A 17,022-nucleotide genomic window follows, 5' to 3' on the forward strand; every position below is an offset into this window, starting at 1 on the left:
ACCGTTTGCCGGACAGTCCCGGCCTTTTTGTATCAATTGAGTGATACGTTGACGCCATGATGCATGTTCGAGCAGGGGTAGAGCAGTCCTCGGTGTTGTTTTGGTGGTACGTGTGGGCGTCCCTCGTCTTGATTGGCGTCCCTGCCGTTGCCATTGGGGTCACGGTGTGGTGGTCAGCTCGCAGAGGCCGGGTTGATCTAGCTGCGCAGCCGGTGCGTCGGGCCCTTTATGGGCGGCTGATCGGACTAGGTGTCGGCGTCATCACGGGCGTGGTCGCCTGGTGGTTCTTTGCGCCATGGCTGGCGACCGCCCTGGTCATCGCGGGTTACCTGGTGGGCGTGTTGGTGGGAGAGCTGTTGGCCGCCCCCAGGCCCGGTGGTCCGGTCCGTATTGCGTCGTTGCGACCGCGTACGGGGCGCACGTACGTGCCCCATTGGCCGGCTCGGTTGGCGGTAGGGGCTGCCCTGGTTACGGTCGCATCGCCGGTGTTGTTCGCATTGTTACCGCGTCTTCACTACGCGTCCTGGGCGGGGCTGCCTGCCGGGTCGGCAGCGTGGCCCGCGCTGGGTAACAGTGCGCCGGTCGCGCTGGGGGCGATCGGGGCACTGTTAGCCGGTGCGGTAGTGGTGGGGCGTTTGGTCGCGCTGCCACCGGTGACCACGGACCCGCCGATCAGCGAACAGGCCCGTACCAACAGTGTCCGCGCTGCAGTAGGAGCGGTCCTGGGCATCGAGTTGCTCTTCCTGGCATATACGGCGCTCGGCGCTACGCACGGACTCCACACCCCCTACCCCGAGAGCGACCTCTCGTCCGGCTGGGTCGCGGCCGGTTGGGCCGTCCACGTGCTCAACTGGGGCGCAGTCGCCCTCATGGTCGCTTCCGTCGTCACGGCTTGCGCTTTGGGACGGTGGCGCCGTCCGGCAGCCATGCAGTTGACCATCAATAGCGCGCACCCGGCGCGCCCGTGAGCGACCTACTGAGCCCACAAGAGTCGGGGTCGAGTCTGCGTATCGATCTGGCCTCCCCGATCCCCGCCTACGAACAACTTCGATCGCAGCTGGCCGGCCTCATCGAAACCGGGGTCCTGCCGCCGGGAGATCGACTGCCACCCGTGCGCCAGCTCGCTGCCGACCTCGGTCTGGCCGGTGGCACCATCGCCCGCGCCTACCGCGAACTCGACCATGCCGGCCTCGTGCGGGGTCACGGCCGTCACGGCACGGTGATCAGGCCCCGCCCCACCGGGGATGATGCGGCACAGGCACGCCGTGCTGCGTTGGCGACCGCAGCCGACCAGCTCGCCGCCACCGCACGATCACAAAACCTCAGCGACGACGCGGCATTCACGGCGCTACACAGCGCCCTCGCCCGACTCCCACTAACCCACCCCACCACCCAACACGTCTGAAGAGGATCGGCGAACGGGCACCATTGGTCAGGCTGGGAGGTGTGTCCCGGAGGGGCCACCGCCCAGTCGACGTGTCAGCGCCGAACCATCCGGATCTCCTGGATGCCATCTTCTGTTGAGGAGGCACCGTCGGGCAGGAAGCCGTGCTTGCGGTAGAACGCCTGCGCCCGAGGGTTGGGGTCTGCAACCCACAGTCCGACCACTGAGGCGGGTTCGACGACGGCGCCCAGCAATGCCGCCCCAGCTCCTAGCCCGTGGATTGCGGCGTAGGTGTATAAGACGAACAGCTGCTGCGACCACTCCACCTCCGGCTCGCGCGACGGTCCTGCCATCGCAATCCCCACCACCTCCGAATCGCGCTCGGCGATCGCGACTCGCTGCATCGCATAGCTCGGATCAGTGAGGACCGCGGCCCAGAATCTCCCACGCTGGTCGAGAAGAGCAGGATCGTCGAGCACCGTGTCGGCCATCAGGCCCCGGTAGGTCTCACGCCAGGAGTCCACATGCACCCGCGCCATCGCCGGCGCGTCCTGCTCCACCGCCGACCTCACCCGGATCACTGAGTCCACCCGCGCAAGGCTAGTCAGCACCGCCCGGTAACCAGTTCCAATAACGCGCTCAGACTGTCGGCAGTTGCCGAGTCACCGGCCGGCTGGAACGGGGTCCATTTGCGGACCGGGCGCTGACTCTTCCTTTACCATTCAACAGTCAGAGCGAAAGCATCCGATGTGTTCTCCGAGGAGCACGCCGCCGGAGGATTGGGAAGCAGTGGACGGTGACGCGCGGGTAGTGGGCCGCCGCGTCGTGCTGGGTACGGCGGTCTGGTCAGTTCCCGTCATCGCGGTCGGCGCCGTCGTACCGCAGGCTGCAGCGTCGGCATGTGGAGCGGTGGCGGCTCCCAGCACGGCTGCGGGGTGGACGGTCACCAAGACAAACATGTCCACCAACGGTGGGACGGACCAGTTCACCAACAACGGCTACGTCCTGGTGCAGGACCCCGCGTCGACCGCCGCAGCGTCGGAGGTGGTGCAGAGCCCGAGCCAGACCTTCCTCGCCGGCCGTACGTACAAGTTCACCTACAACTACACGACGTACTCGTCGAACCCGCGGAAGTTGACGATGAGCTTCCAGATCAACGGGGTCGCCCAGTCCACCGGCGCCATCGACACGAGCACGACCAGCGGCGGCTCCGGCAGTAAGACCGTCACCTACTCCCCGACGACCACCGTCACCTCGCCGGTGGTCCTCCGGTACGACTTCGTCGCAGCAACCAGTGGGACCACTGGTGACGACATCACCATCAGCAGCTTCGCGAACACCTGCACCTGAACCCACGACCCCCAGGGCGCAAGAGTTCTAGCGCCATCGGGGCGTCCTCCCAGGACGTGCCACCGCAGAAGGCCGGATCCACGAGAACCGATCTTGTCTGTCCAGTGTCTCGGGGTCCAGGGCAACGATGAGTGAGTCGAGCGCCTGGGCGCGTCCTATTTATTGAGGTAATGCCGCGCGCAGGACCCGCTAGTCAACCTACTTCGTCCGGTTGGTGCTAACAGTGTCCAGGGTGTCGCCACGCTGCAGGCCGGAACGGTGAGTTCCCCGGGAACCCTTGGTAGCCACGCCAAGTGACAACTCTTGGCATCTACCGGAGATCCTCAGGGTGGCCTCAGGGTCCTTTTGCTTTGCTGGTAATCGACGTGACATCGCGGACTTGAGCGCCAGGACGAGGCGTTCGTGTAATGGCGGTGGAAAGGGATGGGTTGATGCGCCGGCAGCGTGCAGAGGAAGAAGCCGCGATCGCTCGCGCACGAGAAGTTCTGCGCGGCTCTGAGCCTCGCCCCAGTGTGGCCCATTCGAACTCGGAGTTGAGATCTATGAGTTGGATGCTGCTCGCCGGTGGCATCATTCTCGCTCTGGCGGAAAATTCGTACGTATCGGGCCACTCTCTCAAAGTCATCATCGTCCTCACTGGCGCATTGATGGTGTGGATCATCGTGTTCAGCGACATTGTCGCAAGCGCTGTGAAAACTGCGTCCACGCCCCTGATTCGACAATTGCTCGGACGAAGTGCGGGTATGAACTGAACCCGATAGTTTCGATGATGTCCGTCGATGCCCGTGCCGCAGCCGCCCGTACACAGATGATCGGAGCATCCGTGGGCAAGATCACCGGGTGGCGCCCACAACGGCCCGCACGTGTTCGACTGGTGCTGCCCCGTAGCCGGCCCGCTGCGATGCGGTTGCCCGTTCGCCCCATCCGCGGCCGCTGGCCCTCCGGGCTGGAACGGCGGCTGGCGCGGTTCTTCTGGATGGACCCGTCCGTCGTCTGCGCTGACGACACGACACCCGAGGTCTTTCGCGCCGCGATGTCCTGCTTCTGGCTCGGGGGCACCTTCAAGATCACCGGCGCCGCCCGTCACCCCAACGCTGATGAACTGCTCATCGACCACCTCGACCTCACCGGCGCCGACATCCTCGAGATCGGTGCCTCCGACGGCTCGACGTCTCTGGACCTGATCGCCAAGCTGCCGACCTTCGCTTCCTACGTCGTGGCCGACCTCTATCTCGAGTTGGTGACCGTGCACGCGCTGGGTCACACCTTCTTTCTCGATCAAGATGGGCAGTGCGTTCTCGTCGTGGGTCGGCGGTTGATCGGGTGGCCCACGATGTCGAAGACGGTTGGTGTCCTGTATGCGCCAGCGATTGCGGCGATGCAGCGCACCCGGGCGGGCGCGGGGACACCCGTGCTACTGCTCAACCCCCAGCTGCGCGAGCTGATGGCCCACGACGGGCGAGTCACTCACCGTGTGCACGACGTGTTTCAGCCGTGGGCCGGCTCCCCACCCGACCTGATCAAAGTCGCCAATCTCTTGCGCCGCCTCTATTTCCCGGACGCGATGATCAGCCGTGCTCTTCAGATCCTCCTTGGCAACCTGCCCGAGGGGGGCCACCTGCTGATCGTCGACAACGCGCGCATCAAGGGCATTGGACCCCGAGCCGGCCTGTACCGCAGAGCCGAGGGACGTCTCACCACCGTGGCCGAAACACCGGACGCCCCCGAGATCTCCGACCTCATCCGAGCCGTTGGCCAGGAGCCAGACTTAGCCCTGGGAGAGGCGATGGGCTCGAGCGTGCAAGCCGACGTCAGTGCAGGTACGAGACGCCGTTGAAGCGAAGGGCTGGCCATGGTCGACCCCGAGGACCGAGGCGGCCTGGTCCCGACAGGACTAGCCTGCGGCTCATCGATGGACAGCCTGCCTTGCCACATGTTCACCCCGCTCGAGAATCCGGACGCGGGGCGGATCAGCGCCGAGATCTCTTACTGTCGCTGTGTGCCCGCACGTGACGTCATCACTCCGTACGCGGATCTCGACGCCCTTCTGACGGAGCTGCTCGAGCACTGGCAGCGGATCCTTGGTGAAAACCTGGTCGGGGCATATGTGCAGGGGTCGTTCGCGCTCGGGAGTGGCGACCGACACAGCGACTGTGACTGGCTCGTCGCCACCCGCGGGTCCCCGACCGAGGCACAGGCCACCCAGCTACGGGCTCTGCACGCGCAAATCCCAACTCGAGATGGGCACTGGTGCCACGATCTCGAAGGGTCCTATGCGCCGGTCGATGAACTGGCCAGCGTGGAGCACCTCGGTCGCAAGTGGTTGTTCAACGACCACGGCCAGCGCAGCTTGGAAAGGGACGACCACTGCAACCGTGGGTACACCCGCTGGATCCTTCGCGAGCACGGCATCATCCTGGCCGGGCCCGCGCCTCGGTCATTCATGCCCGTCGTGCCTGCGCAACTCCTACGGCGCGAATCCAGATCGGAGATATCCACTCTGCTGGACGATCTCGCGTCCTGGGTCGATATCGACACCATCGCCTGGGGTCAGCGCTATGCCGTCGTCCAAGCCTGCCGCAGCCTCTACACCGTGCTGACCGCGAAGGTTGCGAGCAAACAGGGCGCACTCGAGTGGGCGCTCCGCACCCTCGACCGGCAGTGGCACCCACTTCTGGCGCAAGCACGCGACGAACGCGCGATGGGCTGGGATCAGCACCAGCCCCCGAGCGCCGGGCAAGCCGACGCTGCCCGCAGCTTCATCCGTTACGTCATCACCCGTGCTCATTCGTTCACTGGACTGTGACCCCAACAGTCGAGCGATGACCGATGACCGATGACCGATGACCGATCGTCCACTGGGGCACGGCGGGTGTCGTACGGTGCCTTCCAAGCAGCTCGTCAGGCACCATCCGGCCTTGAGATATGCAGTCGGAGCGGGGTGTCGTAGTCGGAGTTGTCGATGGTGGTGTTCGCGAGCCCGCGGGCGGGGACCTCGCGGAGGTAGATCGCTTCAGCCACGTGGTAGCGGTCGCGATGCAGCTTGGCGGCCTCCTCGAATCCTTCCTCTGGGGCATCTCGTGCGATTCCCCTGTGCAACGCCAGCTCTGGGCTGACCTCCAGCCAGATCCGGTAGTCCCATAGATCGTTGTATTCGGGTCGGAACGCGAACGCGGAGTCGACGATGAGAATCGCATCTGCGGGGAGGTGCACGAGGATTCCGCGATGGTCGGTGCCAGTCAGTGGGTCATGCCCGCACAGGGCGACCAACCCTGTCCCGTGTGCCCCTGCCGGGGTCAGCAGCAGATCGCGGGCGGAGTCGAAGTCGTAGGCATTGCGGTAGTAACCCTCCCCAGTGAGACGGTCGTACCGGTGTTCAATGGATTGACCCCACGGGTGCTTGAAATCGTCCAGCGAAGCACGGGCAGTGGGTCGTCCGCGGTGGCGGATCGCGGCCGCCAACTCGTGACCGAAGGTGGTTTTACCGGCCGCTGTATACCCATCAATGGCGACCCGGATTCGCATCGCGCCCATGCTGCAGATGTCCTGAGCAAGTTCAGCAAGCAGGTTCTCACGAGCCGGTGAGACCACCTCGGGCGCGGGCTGGCGCTACGTTGACACCGACTCGAACGACGACACCATTCCAGCAGCCTAGATTCACCCGACGAACCCGGGTGCGCGCCCGGTGCGCACCGCTCGAGAATTAGCTCCCGGTTATCCATCACCTCGCGGGGAGGGATGCCGACCGGGCGGCATCGCATAAGTTGTCGAAATGCTTCCTACCCCTACGCTTCGGCTGCGGTTCAGGGAGATGGCCGAATCAGACCTCGACGACATGACTGCGCTGCTGTCTGATCCTGAGGTCATGCGCCACTACCCGGCCCCGCAATCTCGAAAAGAGGCCGAAGACTGGATCACCTGGAATGTACGGAACTACGCCGAACACGGCTTCGGACTCTGGATCATCGAGCTCACCGACGGGACGTTCATCGGGGACTGCGGTCTGACCGTCCAGGACGTTGAAGGTGAGCGTTTAGTTGAGGTCGGCTACCACGTGTGTGCGGCGTGGCAAGGCCGCGGACTTGCCACCGAGGCAGCCACCGCTGTACGCAATGCTGCCAGGGATGCCGGAATGCCCCATCTGGTCGCGATCATCCGACCAGCCAATCGACCGTCCCAGCGAGTCGCTCAGAAGCTCGGCCTCCGGCTGGAGCGCCGGATCGTCAATAACGGTGGTGAAGACCTCGTTTTCGGCGCCGACCTCCAGGCGCTTCCGTAGGCCCATCCCCTGCCGGGCAGCCTAAGGTGGGTTGCCAACCCGGGCCACTTCGTGCCGCGAAACGCGTCGGCAGCAGGTCGGGCATGCTGCGGGGATGGGCACCTGGTTTGTTACGGATACTTACGACGAGGCAGTCCTCGGCGGAACACTGGTTTTGCTTTCGCAGGAGTGGTGGACCAGGGACCGGCGTGCCCGGGACGTCGAGGCATCGCTGCGGGCGTCGCAGCTGGTGTTTACCGCCGCCGACGGCGAGGGCCAGGTGGTAGGGACCGCGCGTGTCCTGACCGACTTCGTTTATCTGGCGACCGTGCTCGACGTGATCTCCAGCCAGGCTCACCGCGGCAAGGGAATTGGAGCAGCGCTGATGCAGGCGATCACTGAGCACTCCCGGTTGCAGCACGTCGACAGTATTGAACTGGTCTGCCAACCCGAGCTTCAGGACTTCTACGCCCGCTGGGGATTCAACACCGCCGTCGGTCGGTCAGGACTCATGCGCCGCACCTCAAACCCCTCACTCGGTGCCACAGCAACGCGGTGATCGGCGGCAAGGTCACGACCGCTCATCGATCGATGCCCGGGACGGATCCGAGCCGAGATCTCTTCTTGTCGCTATGTGCCCGCACTTGACGTCGTCACGCCATACGGATCTCCATGAGGTCGAGGTGGCACGCCCCGGGACGAGCGACGGTCATCGAATGAAGCGGTGGATGGCCTCGTTGGCGTGGTCCTGAAACGACGGGTTGGCCAGGTCCGGGAGGAAGTCTGCTTGGTTGACCATGGGACCTATGAGGGTGTTGGCCGCGCTGGCGTAGAACGTCCCGCTGGACAAAGTCGGGTCGGTGACGCCGTCGACCAGTCGCTTCGCTCCCACGTCGAGTTTGTGGGCGAGACCCAGGGTGGGCATGACGTACTTGGCCGCGATACGCATCGGCAAGGGGAGGTCACTGGCTGCTCGGGTGCCAGTGGTGTTGCCGGGGCTCACGGTGACGAAGCGGCGATCGGGGTATTGGCGGGCCAGGTAGGCCATCCATAACGCGCCGATGTACTTGGCCTGCCCGAAAGCCAGATTGAAGTCAGGTTTCATGCCGGCGAAGTAGCTGCCGTCGATGGCAGTGGCGAGCTCGTCAGCTGAGGTTGACACGAATGACGGCCCCTTCATCCGTAACTTCGGGACCCCTCTCATTGCCTCACTTCCGGCGAAGAGCGCAACCTCGCCGAGCCGATGCTCGGCCAGAAGGCGTTCGAGGAGGACGACGTGGCCGAGGACGTTCGTCGCGAACACGGTGGTGACCCCACCAGCTGTCAGTTCCATCGACTGCGGGCCGATAACGCCAGCGTTCATGACCAGTGCGTCGACTGATCCGTCGATGCCCGCAAGGCCGGCGCGCACCGAATCCAGATCGGCGACGTCCATCAGAACGATGTCGAAGATGCGCCGGTCGCTAACGGCTTCAAGCTCGGCCTTCGCCGCTGTCGCCCGATCTTCGTTTCGGCACGCCAAGTAGATGCGCGCCATCTCGGGACGCAGCGCCAGTTGCCGAGCCACCTCCTTCCCGATCCCGGCATTGGCGCCAGTGATCAGGGCTGTCTTTTCTGGGAGTGCGCTCATTCGAAAATTCCTCTCTCTTTGCAGCGCGGGGAGGCTGTTAGCAAGGCCTCATTGGGCTGCCTTGGTGGCTGCGTTGCTTGGTCCGAGCACGGCGACATCGGCGTTGCTGATGCGGATGTCGACGTCGCCGCGCGTGGTGAGCGGGAGCGCCGCACCCCTATAACTGCCCTCGATCTCGGCGACCACGCCCTTGGTTGGCCGTTCGTCTCGAGCGACCACCAGCAGATGAGCGCGATGGGCAACGAGGGCAACGACCGCAGACCTCTCGAGGCCGCTCGGCGAGCCCGTGACCAGTGCAGATTGCCGCGTCGATATGCCATTCGTCGCCTTGCCCTCGCTTACGTGAACTGAGTTGTGCGACTCACTATGGCCAGATAAAACTGGGTTGTCAAACTCAGTTTCTGATAATGTGAGCCCATGAGGGACGAGACAATCGATCGACCTAGGCTGACCCCCCGAGGGGCACGCACCCGGGCGCGGATCGTGGAGGCCGCTGCAGCGCTAGTCCACGCGCGCGGGGTAGTGGGCACGACCTTGGAAGACGTCAAGGTGGCAGCTGAAGTCAGCGGTTCTCAGATGTACCACTACTTCCCCGACAAGGACGAGCTCCTGCAGGCGGTCATCGCCTATCAAGCCGATGCCATCGTCAGTCGCAACCGGCACGCGCTCAGTGGCGTGCACGGGGTCGAGGCCTGGCGGGACATGGTGATCAGCGCCGCGAAGAGAACCAAGGCAAAGGGAGGCTGCCAACTGGGCTCGCTCGTCGGTCAACTCGCGGAGACCGACCCCGAGGCGCGGGCGCTCATCGCAGGAGGGTTCGATCAGTGGTCGGCCACGATCGCGGATGGGCTCAGATCCCTTCATGCCGACGGAAAGCTGCAGCCCGGCATCGACCCGGACGACCTCGCGACCACTCTTCTCGCCACTCTCGAAGGAGGACTCTTACTGGCCCAGGCAACGGGATCTATCGGCCCGTTCGAGACTGCGATCGACACCCTTCTCACCCTTGCTATCCCAGGCTCGAACCCTTCTTCCGGGCCCGACGAGTAGCCCGCTAGCAACGTTCCAATCGTGAGTCGTGCTGGAACGGCCCACACCGAACAGGTCGGCGACCTCGGCCGTGCTGTATTCACCGCTTTGCAGCAGGGGGACCAGGTGTCTTCCTCGGCGGCCAGGTCAGTTTGGGCTGCTTGCCGCTCGGTGACCCGTGGCCTTGGCGAGTTTCCGTAGGAATTCACATCGGCTTGTCGGCGAGCCCACTAGATCCGGGGCGTCACACCCTCGCGGGCCACCTGTGCTGCATCCAGTCGGTCCACGACGGAAACCCGGTCGGCGGCGAATCAATCGGCTCGGTGCCGTCCAGTTCGCCTTGTGACGGGACGTCGAACAGACCCGCCCACCCAGCCAGGTCCTCGTCGGACATCGGCCAGGTCCAGTGAGGTTCGGCGGCAAGCCGGATGTCGTGGCGTCGTCGCTGCTCCTCCAAGGTGATCGATGCGTACCACATGATCACCGATGCGCCCGCTTGCTCGCCGGCGTCGCGCAGAGCCGATCGTTCGTCGCGGCTCCATAGGCCGAAGTCGAGCGCAACGTTGGTGCCGAGCGTCAGGGCGCGGAGCGCTATCGCGATCAGTCGGCCTTCGACGACACCGCTAGCCGACGACGGATTCTCCTCGCCATAGAGCGCCTTCATCCACTCGTCTTTGGTCAGCCGGAGCGCGCGATGCTCAACCTCGAAGCTGCGTGCCGCGGTCGTCTTTCCGCACCCCGGCATCCCAATCGTCAAGAACAGGATGGGTCTCGTCATGATCGTCGATCGTCACACGCAGGACTTCGGCGGCGCGACACGATATTGCAACCGATGGGTCACCTCGAGCGTGCGGGGGTGCCTTCGGGTGATGTCTCGTATCGATCACAGCAGACCGGCAGCTCGAAATGCGCGGTCGTAAATCGCGCGTACAACCAGCTGTTTCCTGGCGTTGTACTCCATCACGTGCTCTCCAGCCGCATTGGACCCTGCGGCCGCGGCCACCTTGGCGGCGCTGTAGAGCGCCCGGTCCTGCGGGTGCTGACGCAGCCAATCTCGAAAGATCCGGTGCCGCACCGGCTCGGGGCTCTCTGGACCGAACACATGCACATTGCAACGTGGGACTTCAAACACCACCACCCGGTGCTCGTACCACCACGGCTCTCGAATCACCAGATCGAAACCGGCAGCCTCCAACGGAGGCAGCCATGTCCCTTCATCTGCCGGCACAGCCACTGTGAGGTCGATATCGATCACCGGTTTCGCAGCCAAGCCGGGCACGGACGTAGACCCGATGTGCTCGATGATCAACGCCCGCGTGCCGAGAGCGTCCGCAATCTGTCGTGCCAGCCAGGTGAAGTCATCTGGCCAGCGCGGATCGAACTCGACCACCGCAATACCCGTTCGGGGCCCTCGCCCCTCCACCCACGAACTGTTTCCCGGCGGCGCAGGTGCATCGTGGTGCCTGGTGATCTCGGCTGGAGTGGGCATCACACCACGGTTCCTCAGAGCGAACTGCAAACGGTGGCGCTGCCGATGGGACAACGGGCACGCTCCGCGGTTCGACGATGAGAAACGCAACACCCGCCCGCCTGGGCGTCCCGGGAGAGGGGTACCTCATGGCACGCCGGTCTTATACGGACGCGATCACGACGCGACGTTTTGCGTGCCGCGGCTTCCCGGAACACGGTCCGCACAGCCGCACACCCGAATTCGCGGGGTGACCTCGTGGCAGCGTCAGCCGACGACGGAGTCTGCCGGAAGCCAGTTGTCCGGGCCGGCCGAGCCGGCCACGTACTCCTCCAGCGGCACGCGGTCCTTGGCCCATGCCTTGAGGACGGGATCCATGATGTGCCAGCCCAGTTCGGCCGCATCAGCGCGCAAGGACAGCAGCGGGTTGCCGTCGAGGATGTCGCGCAGCACCTCGCCGTACGCCTCCATCCGAGCGGCGGCGAGATCGGCCTCGAGGACTTTCTGCTCCAAGCCGAGCGGGTCGCCCTCGGCATTCATGGTGAGCTCCAGCGACACGGAGCCGGGCTTGAAGTTGACCACGAGCTTGTCTGCCTTCGCGTCGCCGGTGAACCCACCGGGCACGTGGTCGACCGGTCGGAAGTAGCACACGATCTGCTTGCGCGCCGCGCCGAGCGCCTTGCCGCTGCGCAACGTGATCGGCACACCGGACCACCGGCTGTTGCGCACCTCGAGCTTGACCTGCGCCAGCGTCTCGGTGCCGTTCTTGGGGTCGACGCCGTCCTCGTCGACGTACGACGGGATCTTCTTGCCGTCCAGCGTGCCGGCGGTGTACCGCGCCCGCCGCGACGCCCGCTTGGGTGAGTCCTGCCACAGGTGGGTCGCGCGTAACACCTGCGCCTTGAGGTCGGCCAGTTCCTGCGGGTGCAGGTCGGCGATCGGCTCCATCGCGAAGATGGACATCACCTGCAGCAGGTGACTCTGCAGCATGTCCCGTAGCGCGCCGGCGGTGTCGTAGTAGCCCGCACGACCCTCCAGGGCCAGCGCCTCGTCGTAGAGGATCTCGACCCGCTCGATGTGCTCCGAGCTCCAGACGGGGGCCATCACCCGGTTGGCGAACCGCAGGCCGATCAGGTTGAGCACGGTCGCGATACCCATGAAGTGGTCGATGCGGAAGACCTGGTCCTCCGGGACCACCCGGTGCAGCTGGGCATTGAGCTCGCGCGCGCTCGCCTCGTCCTCGCCGAACGGCTTCTCCAGCGCCAGCCGCAGATCCGTGGGCACGTCCAGCTTCTCCAGCAGCGCGCAGATCTTGATCGTCACGGCCGGCGGCAGCGCGAAGTAGATGACGACCGGACCCTCCGAGCACTGCTCCAGCAGCCACTTGAGGTGATCGCCCTGGGTCGCGTCGGCGGTCAGCCAGCGAGCGGACTTCACGATCTGATCGGTACGCCGCTTGGCGACCTTGGTCTCCGCGAACGACTCCCGGATGCGGCGGTGCCATTCGGCGTCGTCCAGTCCGGTGCGGCCGACGCCGAACAGTTCGACCTTCCGGTCCGGTTCGATGTGCAGCAGGCTGCCGAGGCCCGGCAGCAGGAGGCGCTGAGTCAGGTCGCCGCTGGCGCCGAGGATGAGCAGGGTGACAGGAGCGTCCGTGTTCGCCATGCCGTCAGCATTCCACGCAACGCGGCTCCGCACGCGTGAGGCGCCGCGAACCCGGACGAACCGCCATACGCCGGGCTGTGGCGCTCAGCCCACGACGGACGAGAGCTGACGCTCTCCGACCCGCGCGGTGGTCTCGCGGATCACGCTCGCGACCAGCTCGGGGTGATCGACCATCGGCACGTGACCGCAGTCCGGAAGCGGCACATGGGTGACGCTGGGCAGCTTCCGTGCGGCCCGAGTGGCCTGCCGCGGGAGCAGCAACCGGTCCTTCTCGCCCCAGGCGATGGTGCTCGGCACGAGCGGCATCTGCTTGTACGACAACGTGATTCCCCGCACGAAGCAGGGCCAGAACCCTCGCGCGCGCCGCAGGTTGTAGGTGTCGGCGATCGCCTCTTCAGTGGTGAGGTGCTCGGGGTGCACGTAGAGCGACCGCATCGAGATCGCGCGCAGTCGCTGGTTGCCGCAGACCGCCTTGATCATCGGTCCGGGGGCATAGGAGGACACCTTGAGCGCGAGCAGGTTGGCCGCGAGCAGGCCGAGCTCGGCCTTGGACCAGAACCCCGCGGGCGAGAACGCCGAGCAGCTCTGCACGGTGCCGCGAGCGGCCAGCTCCAGCGCCAGGATGCCGCCGAGCGAATTGCCCGCGACGTGCGGCTGGGTCACCTGCAGGTCGCGCAGCAACTCCTCGACCTGCTCGGCGTAGCTGGCGATCGTGTAACCGGCGGGCTTGTCCGGCGCCGGCGACCTGCCGTGACCGGGCAGGTCGATGCTGATCACATCGAAGTCGCGCGCCAGCAGCTCGGGCACCCGATTCCAGGCCTCTCGGCGATGGCCGATGCCATGGATCAGCACGATCGGTTCACCGGAACCGGTCCGCGAATACGAGATGGTGCTGGTCATCGTCACTCCTCGTCAGGGGCTGTCAGCGTGACCTTACCTTGGAGTAACTTGCGGCGAAACGGTTTGGCGCGATCCGATGACCCTCGGGAGAACGGCGTGCCCCGACGGCGCGTCGCCCACCGCCCGTCCGAGTCTTCGTCAGAAATGAGCAACGAGTCCGTGAGCATCGGCATCCTGACCAGCGGCGGCGACTGCCCCGGACTCAACGCGGTGATCCGCGGCGCCGTCATCAAGGGCGATCGGATCTACCAGGAGCGCTTCATCGGGATCCGGGACGGGTGGCGCGGCATCGTCGAGGACGACGTCGCCGACCTGCCGCGCCACGAGGTACGCGGGCTGTCCCGCCAAGGCGGCACCATCCTCGGCACCTCGCGTACGAACCCGTTCGAGCACGGCGGATCCGAGCGGGTCCGCGAGGTCATGCAACGGCACTCGATGGACGCGCTCATCGCGATCGGCGGCGAGGGCACGCTGACCGCCGCGCGGCGGCTGTCCGACGACGGCCTGCCGGTGGTCGGCGTCCCGAAGACCATCGACAACGACCTGTCCGCCACCGACTACACCTTCGGTTTCGACACCGCGGTAGCGATCGCGACCGAGTCCATCGACCGGTTGCGCACGACAGCGGAGTCGCATCACCGCTGCATGGTGGTCGAGGTGATGGGTCGTCACGTCGGCTGGATCGCACTGCACGCGGGCCTGGCCTCCGGCGCTCACGCGGTGCTGGTGCCGGAGATCCCGGTCTCACTGGTGCAGGTGTGCCAGTGGGTGCGCAGTGCGCAGTCCCGCGGTCGCGCACCCGTCGTAGTGGTGGCCGAGGGATTCATCCCGGAGGGCGAGGAGCGCGCGACGGCGTCGCGCGGGCTGGACGCGTTCGGTCGGCCGCGTCTCGGTGGCATCGGAGAGACGCTCGCGCCGCTCATCGAGGAGCAGACCGGCATCGAGACGCGGACGGCGCGCCTCGGCCACCTGCAGCGCGGCGGGGTGCCGACGGCGTACGACCGGGTGCTCGCGACCCGCTTCGGGGCCGCCGCGATCGACGCCGTCATCGAGAAGCGCTGGGGATCGATGGTGTCGCTGTCGGGGGAATCGATCGTGCACGTCGACCTGCATGCGGCGACCACCGTGCTGAAGACCGTTCCGCGCGAACGCTGGGACGAAGCCGCGATCCTTTTCGGCTGATTCACCGCAGAAGTTCCCGCCGCAAGGTAAATAACCAGTCAATATTCTGTGAACCCGTTGCGGTGAGCGGGGAGCTGAGTCCAAGGTGAACCATCCTCTCGCGCCGGCTCAAACAGGGTCCGCGAGCATGTTTCCGGAAGGATCCACATGAAAAAGGCACTCACCGTAGCGGGGGCGGTGGCACTCGCCGCCGGCGCCGCCACCAGCGTGATCCCGACCTCCGCGGCTGCTCAGCAGTCCTCAGGACGCAAGGTCGTCGCTCGCTCCGTCGCCTCACCGGGCAAGCTGGTCGGTTCCCCCAACGCGAGTAAGTCCTCGTCGTTCATCGTGACCCTGCAGCCGCACAACGCCGCCGGACTGGAGGCGTTCGTCAAGAGCGTGTCCGACCCGAGCAGTTCGTCCTACCGCAAGTTCATCACTCCCGCCCAGTACGCGGCGCGCTACTCCGCCACCACCGCGGACGTCGCCAAGGTGACCGCCTGGCTGCGCAGCCAGGGCCTCAAGCCCGGGAAGGTCTCGCCCAGCCGTACGTTCATCACGGTGAACGGCTCGACCGGCGCCGTGCAGAAGGCGTTCGCGACCAAGATCCGTTCGTACAAGGCCGGTGCGCGCACCTTCACCGCGCCGTCGACGTCCGTCACGGTGCCGGCCAACCTCGCCGGGTCGATCGCCGGAGTCGTCGGGTTGGACCAGTCCCGACTGCTGCACACCACCAACGTGCGTCCTGACAACGTGGCGCGCAAGGCGACCCCCACACTGAAGTCGCTGGGTGCCACGACGTCCGCGACGTCCGGCACGAGCGATGCCTGCTCGGCGTACTACGGGCAGTACACGCTGCCCTACATCCCGGCCGGCAAGGCTCCGCTGAACAAGAAGCTGCCGGGTGCGATGTGTGGGTACACCCCTCAGCAGATGCAGGCCGCGCGCGGCATCGACAAGGTGAAGTCGACCGGTAAGGGCATGAAGGTCGGTATCACGCTGTGGTGCAACGACCCGCGGATCTTCAACGACACCAACACCTGGGCGGGTGACCTCGGCTACCAGAAGCTGAAGGCCAGCCAGTACCAGGTGCTCACGCCCGCCGCGGGCTTCGACCCGAACTACTGCGACAACCAGGACTCCGGCGGCGTGAACGTCGAGCAGGCCCTGGACGTGCAGTCGATCCACGGGGCCGCGCCGAACGCGAACATCGTCTACTCGGCGGCATCCGCTCCGTTCGACGACGCGCTGATCACCTCGCTGCACGCTCTCGTCGACAACAACCGGGTCGACGTCATCACCGATTCGTGGGGTGGCAGCGAGACCAACGACGCAGCGACCAACGATGCGTACAGCTCGGTCTTCATGCAGGCCGCTGCCCAGGGCATCCCCGTGCTCTTCTCCTCCGGAGACGAGGGTGACAACACCGGCGGCAACCAGAAGGTCACCCCGCCGAGCCCGGACTACCCGGCAGCGAACCCGTGGGTGACGGCTGTCGGCGGCACCTCGCTCGCCACGTCCAACGTCTCCGGTTCGAAGGTCGGGTGGGAGCAGGCCTGGAACACCGAGCGCAGCGTCCTCTCCAGCGACACGTGGGGCCCGTGGACCTACCGGTACGGCGGCGGTGGCGGCACCAGCAACTACCACCCGCAGCCCTACTACCAGAAGGGCGTCGTCCCGACCCGCTTCGCCGGAGTCGACCCGCACCGGGTCTACCCCGACCTGGCAGGCGCGGCCGACCCGTACACCGGATACCTGATCGGGTACCACGACGGGGCGAGCGCATCGGGCAACTTCACGCTCGGCAAGATCGGCGGGACCAGCTGGTCCTCGCCGTGGACCGCCGGCACCCTGGCGCTGGCCGGGAAGCGACTGGGCTTCCTGAACCCGATCATCTACGGGAAGGGCCACGCGGGCCTCACCGACATCTCGGGCAACCAGCTGACGCACGGGTTCGAGCTGAAGGCCAACTTCGTCAGCAAGACGACCGGTGCGATCTACCAGGCACTGACCACGGTGAGCGTCAACTCCCAGAACCTGGAGGACCAGACGCTGACCTCGGACAAGGGGTACGACAACCTGACCGGGTTCGGTGTGCCGACGTCGACCAAGACGTTCCTGGCGGCGCTGCTCAAGTAGCACGACACGTGCTCGACTGACCGGTCGAGCACAGCAGG

The 17,022-nt window shown here is 65.8% G+C and carries 19 protein-coding genes; 11 read left to right on the forward strand and 8 right to left on the reverse strand.

The genetic code is table 11. From position 1 onward, the window contains the following. Positions 1 to 623 precede the first annotated feature (623 nt). Together J4030_RS15625 and J4030_RS15630 are read left to right on the forward strand one after the other, a co-directional pair. The gene (locus tag J4030_RS15625; protein ID WP_208050165.1) at positions 624 to 968 is read left to right on the forward strand and encodes a hypothetical protein; all 345 of its coding nucleotides are present in this window, start codon (positions 624 to 626) and stop codon (positions 966 to 968) included. Beyond that, positions 965 to 1,405, forward strand: coding sequence for a GntR family transcriptional regulator (locus J4030_RS15630; RefSeq protein ID WP_307864731.1), 441 nt, complete (start codon positions 965 to 967; stop codon positions 1,403 to 1,405). The genes J4030_RS15625 and J4030_RS15630 overlap by 4 nt, the downstream gene beginning before the upstream one ends. Before the next feature lie 74 nt (positions 1,406 to 1,479). Here J4030_RS15630 and J4030_RS15635 read toward each other — a convergent pair whose 3' ends face one another. Continuing rightward, a complete protein-coding gene (locus tag J4030_RS15635; RefSeq protein ID WP_307864732.1) occupies positions 1,480 to 1,974 on the reverse strand; it encodes a GNAT family N-acetyltransferase in 495 nt (164 codons plus the stop codon). 220 nt (positions 1,975 to 2,194) lie between these two features. Here J4030_RS15635 and J4030_RS15640 point away from each other — a divergent pair, with 220 nt between their 5' ends. The 4 genes from J4030_RS15640 (at position 2,195) to J4030_RS15655 (ending at position 5,540) form a co-directional block, all read left to right on the forward strand. Beyond that, positions 2,195 to 2,734 (forward strand): hypothetical protein, encoded by a 540-nt coding sequence (locus J4030_RS15640; RefSeq protein ID WP_208050166.1) that lies wholly within the window; start codon positions 2,195 to 2,197, stop codon positions 2,732 to 2,734. Positions 2,735 to 3,276: 542 nt separating this feature from the next. After that, positions 3,277 to 3,486 carry a hypothetical protein gene (locus J4030_RS15645; RefSeq protein WP_208050167.1) on the forward strand — a complete coding sequence of 70 codons (210 nt, stop codon included), beginning with the start codon at positions 3,277 to 3,279 and terminating at the stop codon, positions 3,484 to 3,486. Positions 3,487 to 3,557: 71 nt separating this feature from the next. Beyond that, on the forward strand, positions 3,558 to 4,571 hold the full coding sequence (locus J4030_RS15650) for a hypothetical protein (RefSeq protein WP_208050168.1): 1,014 nt from the start codon (positions 3,558 to 3,560) through the stop codon (positions 4,569 to 4,571). 15 nt (positions 4,572 to 4,586) lie between these two features. Continuing rightward, positions 4,587 to 5,540, forward strand: a complete 954-nt coding sequence (locus J4030_RS15655; protein WP_208050169.1) for an aminoglycoside adenylyltransferase domain-containing protein — start codon at positions 4,587 to 4,589, stop codon at positions 5,538 to 5,540. A gap of 95 nt (positions 5,541 to 5,635) precedes the next feature. Here J4030_RS15655 and J4030_RS15660 read toward each other — a convergent pair whose 3' ends face one another. Continuing rightward, a complete protein-coding gene (locus tag J4030_RS15660) occupies positions 5,636 to 6,259 on the reverse strand; it encodes a hypothetical protein (RefSeq protein WP_208050170.1) in 624 nt (207 codons plus the stop codon). A 247-nt stretch (positions 6,260 to 6,506) separates the two neighbouring features. On the opposite strand from J4030_RS15660, the gene J4030_RS15665 reads away from it, so the two are divergent. Then, positions 6,507 to 7,013 carry a GNAT family N-acetyltransferase gene (locus J4030_RS15665; protein ID WP_208050171.1) on the forward strand — a complete coding sequence of 169 codons (507 nt, stop codon included), beginning with the start codon at positions 6,507 to 6,509 and terminating at the stop codon, positions 7,011 to 7,013. 94 nt (positions 7,014 to 7,107) lie between these two features. Beyond that, complete coding sequence (locus tag J4030_RS15670; RefSeq protein ID WP_208050172.1) at positions 7,108 to 7,551, forward strand: GNAT family N-acetyltransferase; 444 nt, start codon at positions 7,108 to 7,110, stop codon at positions 7,549 to 7,551. Positions 7,552 to 7,701: 150 nt separating this feature from the next. On the opposite strand, the gene J4030_RS15675 is transcribed toward J4030_RS15670, so the two are convergent. Beyond that, positions 7,702 to 8,622: an SDR family NAD(P)-dependent oxidoreductase gene (locus J4030_RS15675; protein ID WP_208050173.1), complete on the reverse strand. Its 921-nt coding sequence runs from the start codon at positions 8,620 to 8,622 to the stop codon at positions 7,702 to 7,704. A gap of 48 nt (positions 8,623 to 8,670) precedes the next feature. Continuing rightward, entirely contained in the window at positions 8,671 to 8,841 is a 171-nt protein-coding gene (locus tag J4030_RS15680) for a hypothetical protein (RefSeq protein WP_208050174.1), read from the reverse strand. Between the two features lie 198 nt (positions 8,842 to 9,039). Here J4030_RS15680 and J4030_RS15685 point away from each other — a divergent pair, with 198 nt between their 5' ends. Then, positions 9,040 to 9,672 carry a TetR/AcrR family transcriptional regulator gene (locus J4030_RS15685; protein ID WP_208050175.1) on the forward strand — a complete coding sequence of 211 codons (633 nt, stop codon included), beginning with the start codon at positions 9,040 to 9,042 and terminating at the stop codon, positions 9,670 to 9,672. A 223-nt stretch (positions 9,673 to 9,895) separates the two neighbouring features. Here J4030_RS15685 and J4030_RS15690 read toward each other — a convergent pair whose 3' ends face one another. The 4 genes from J4030_RS15690 to J4030_RS15705 form a co-directional block, all read right to left on the reverse strand. Further along, positions 9,896 to 10,429 (reverse strand): ATP-binding protein, encoded by a 534-nt coding sequence (locus tag J4030_RS15690; RefSeq protein WP_208050176.1) that lies wholly within the window; start codon positions 10,427 to 10,429, stop codon positions 9,896 to 9,898. A gap of 105 nt (positions 10,430 to 10,534) precedes the next feature. Continuing rightward, the gene (locus J4030_RS15695; RefSeq protein WP_307864733.1) at positions 10,535 to 11,041 is read right to left on the reverse strand and encodes a GrpB family protein; all 507 of its coding nucleotides are present in this window, start codon (positions 11,039 to 11,041) and stop codon (positions 10,535 to 10,537) included. Between the two features lie 345 nt (positions 11,042 to 11,386). After that, entirely contained in the window at positions 11,387 to 12,784 is a 1,398-nt protein-coding gene (locus tag J4030_RS15700) for a glucose-6-phosphate dehydrogenase (RefSeq protein WP_208050178.1), read from the reverse strand. A gap of 84 nt (positions 12,785 to 12,868) precedes the next feature. Continuing rightward, positions 12,869 to 13,684: an alpha/beta fold hydrolase gene (locus J4030_RS15705; RefSeq protein WP_208050179.1), complete on the reverse strand. Its 816-nt coding sequence runs from the start codon at positions 13,682 to 13,684 to the stop codon at positions 12,869 to 12,871. Between the two features lie 159 nt (positions 13,685 to 13,843). Here J4030_RS15705 and J4030_RS15710 point away from each other — a divergent pair, with 159 nt between their 5' ends. Together J4030_RS15710 and J4030_RS15715 are read left to right on the forward strand one after the other, a co-directional pair. Further along, entirely contained in the window at positions 13,844 to 14,866 is a 1,023-nt protein-coding gene (locus J4030_RS15710; protein ID WP_208050235.1) for a 6-phosphofructokinase, read from the forward strand. A gap of 147 nt (positions 14,867 to 15,013) precedes the next feature. Beyond that, the gene (locus J4030_RS15715; RefSeq protein WP_208050180.1) at positions 15,014 to 16,984 is read left to right on the forward strand and encodes a protease pro-enzyme activation domain-containing protein; all 1,971 of its coding nucleotides are present in this window, start codon (positions 15,014 to 15,016) and stop codon (positions 16,982 to 16,984) included. Positions 16,985 to 17,022: the final 38 nt, after the last annotated feature.

Origin of the sequence: Allobranchiibius sp. CTAmp26 (genome assembly GCF_017565405.1) — a bacterium.
Taxonomy (GTDB): domain Bacteria; phylum Actinomycetota; class Actinomycetes; order Actinomycetales; family Dermatophilaceae; genus Allobranchiibius.

Coding starts and splice junctions, on each gene's coding strand:
- J4030_RS15645 (WP_208050167.1), top strand. CDS start 3,277: ATGAGTTGGATGCTGCTCGCCGGTGGCATCATTCTCGCTCTGGCGGAA.
- J4030_RS15655 (WP_208050169.1), top strand. CDS start 4,587: ATGGTCGACCCCGAGGACCGAGGCGGCCTGGTCCCGACAGGACTAGCC.
- J4030_RS15660 (WP_208050170.1), bottom strand. CDS start 6,259: ATGCGAATCCGGGTCGCCATTGATGGGTATACAGCGGCCGGTAAAACC.
- J4030_RS15665 (WP_208050171.1), top strand. CDS start 6,507: ATGCTTCCTACCCCTACGCTTCGGCTGCGGTTCAGGGAGATGGCCGAA.
- J4030_RS15670 (WP_208050172.1), top strand. CDS start 7,108: ATGGGCACCTGGTTTGTTACGGATACTTACGACGAGGCAGTCCTCGGC.
- J4030_RS15675 (WP_208050173.1), bottom strand. CDS start 8,622: ATGAGCGCACTCCCAGAAAAGACAGCCCTGATCACTGGCGCCAATGCC.
- J4030_RS15685 (WP_208050175.1), top strand. CDS start 9,040: ATGAGGGACGAGACAATCGATCGACCTAGGCTGACCCCCCGAGGGGCA.
- J4030_RS15690 (WP_208050176.1), bottom strand. CDS start 10,429: ATGACGAGACCCATCCTGTTCTTGACGATTGGGATGCCGGGGTGCGGA.
- J4030_RS15700 (WP_208050178.1), bottom strand. CDS start 12,784: ATGGCGAACACGGACGCTCCTGTCACCCTGCTCATCCTCGGCGCCAGC.
- J4030_RS15705 (WP_208050179.1), bottom strand. CDS start 13,684: ATGACCAGCACCATCTCGTATTCGCGGACCGGTTCCGGTGAACCGATC.
- J4030_RS15715 (WP_208050180.1), top strand. CDS start 15,014: ATGAAAAAGGCACTCACCGTAGCGGGGGCGGTGGCACTCGCCGCCGGC.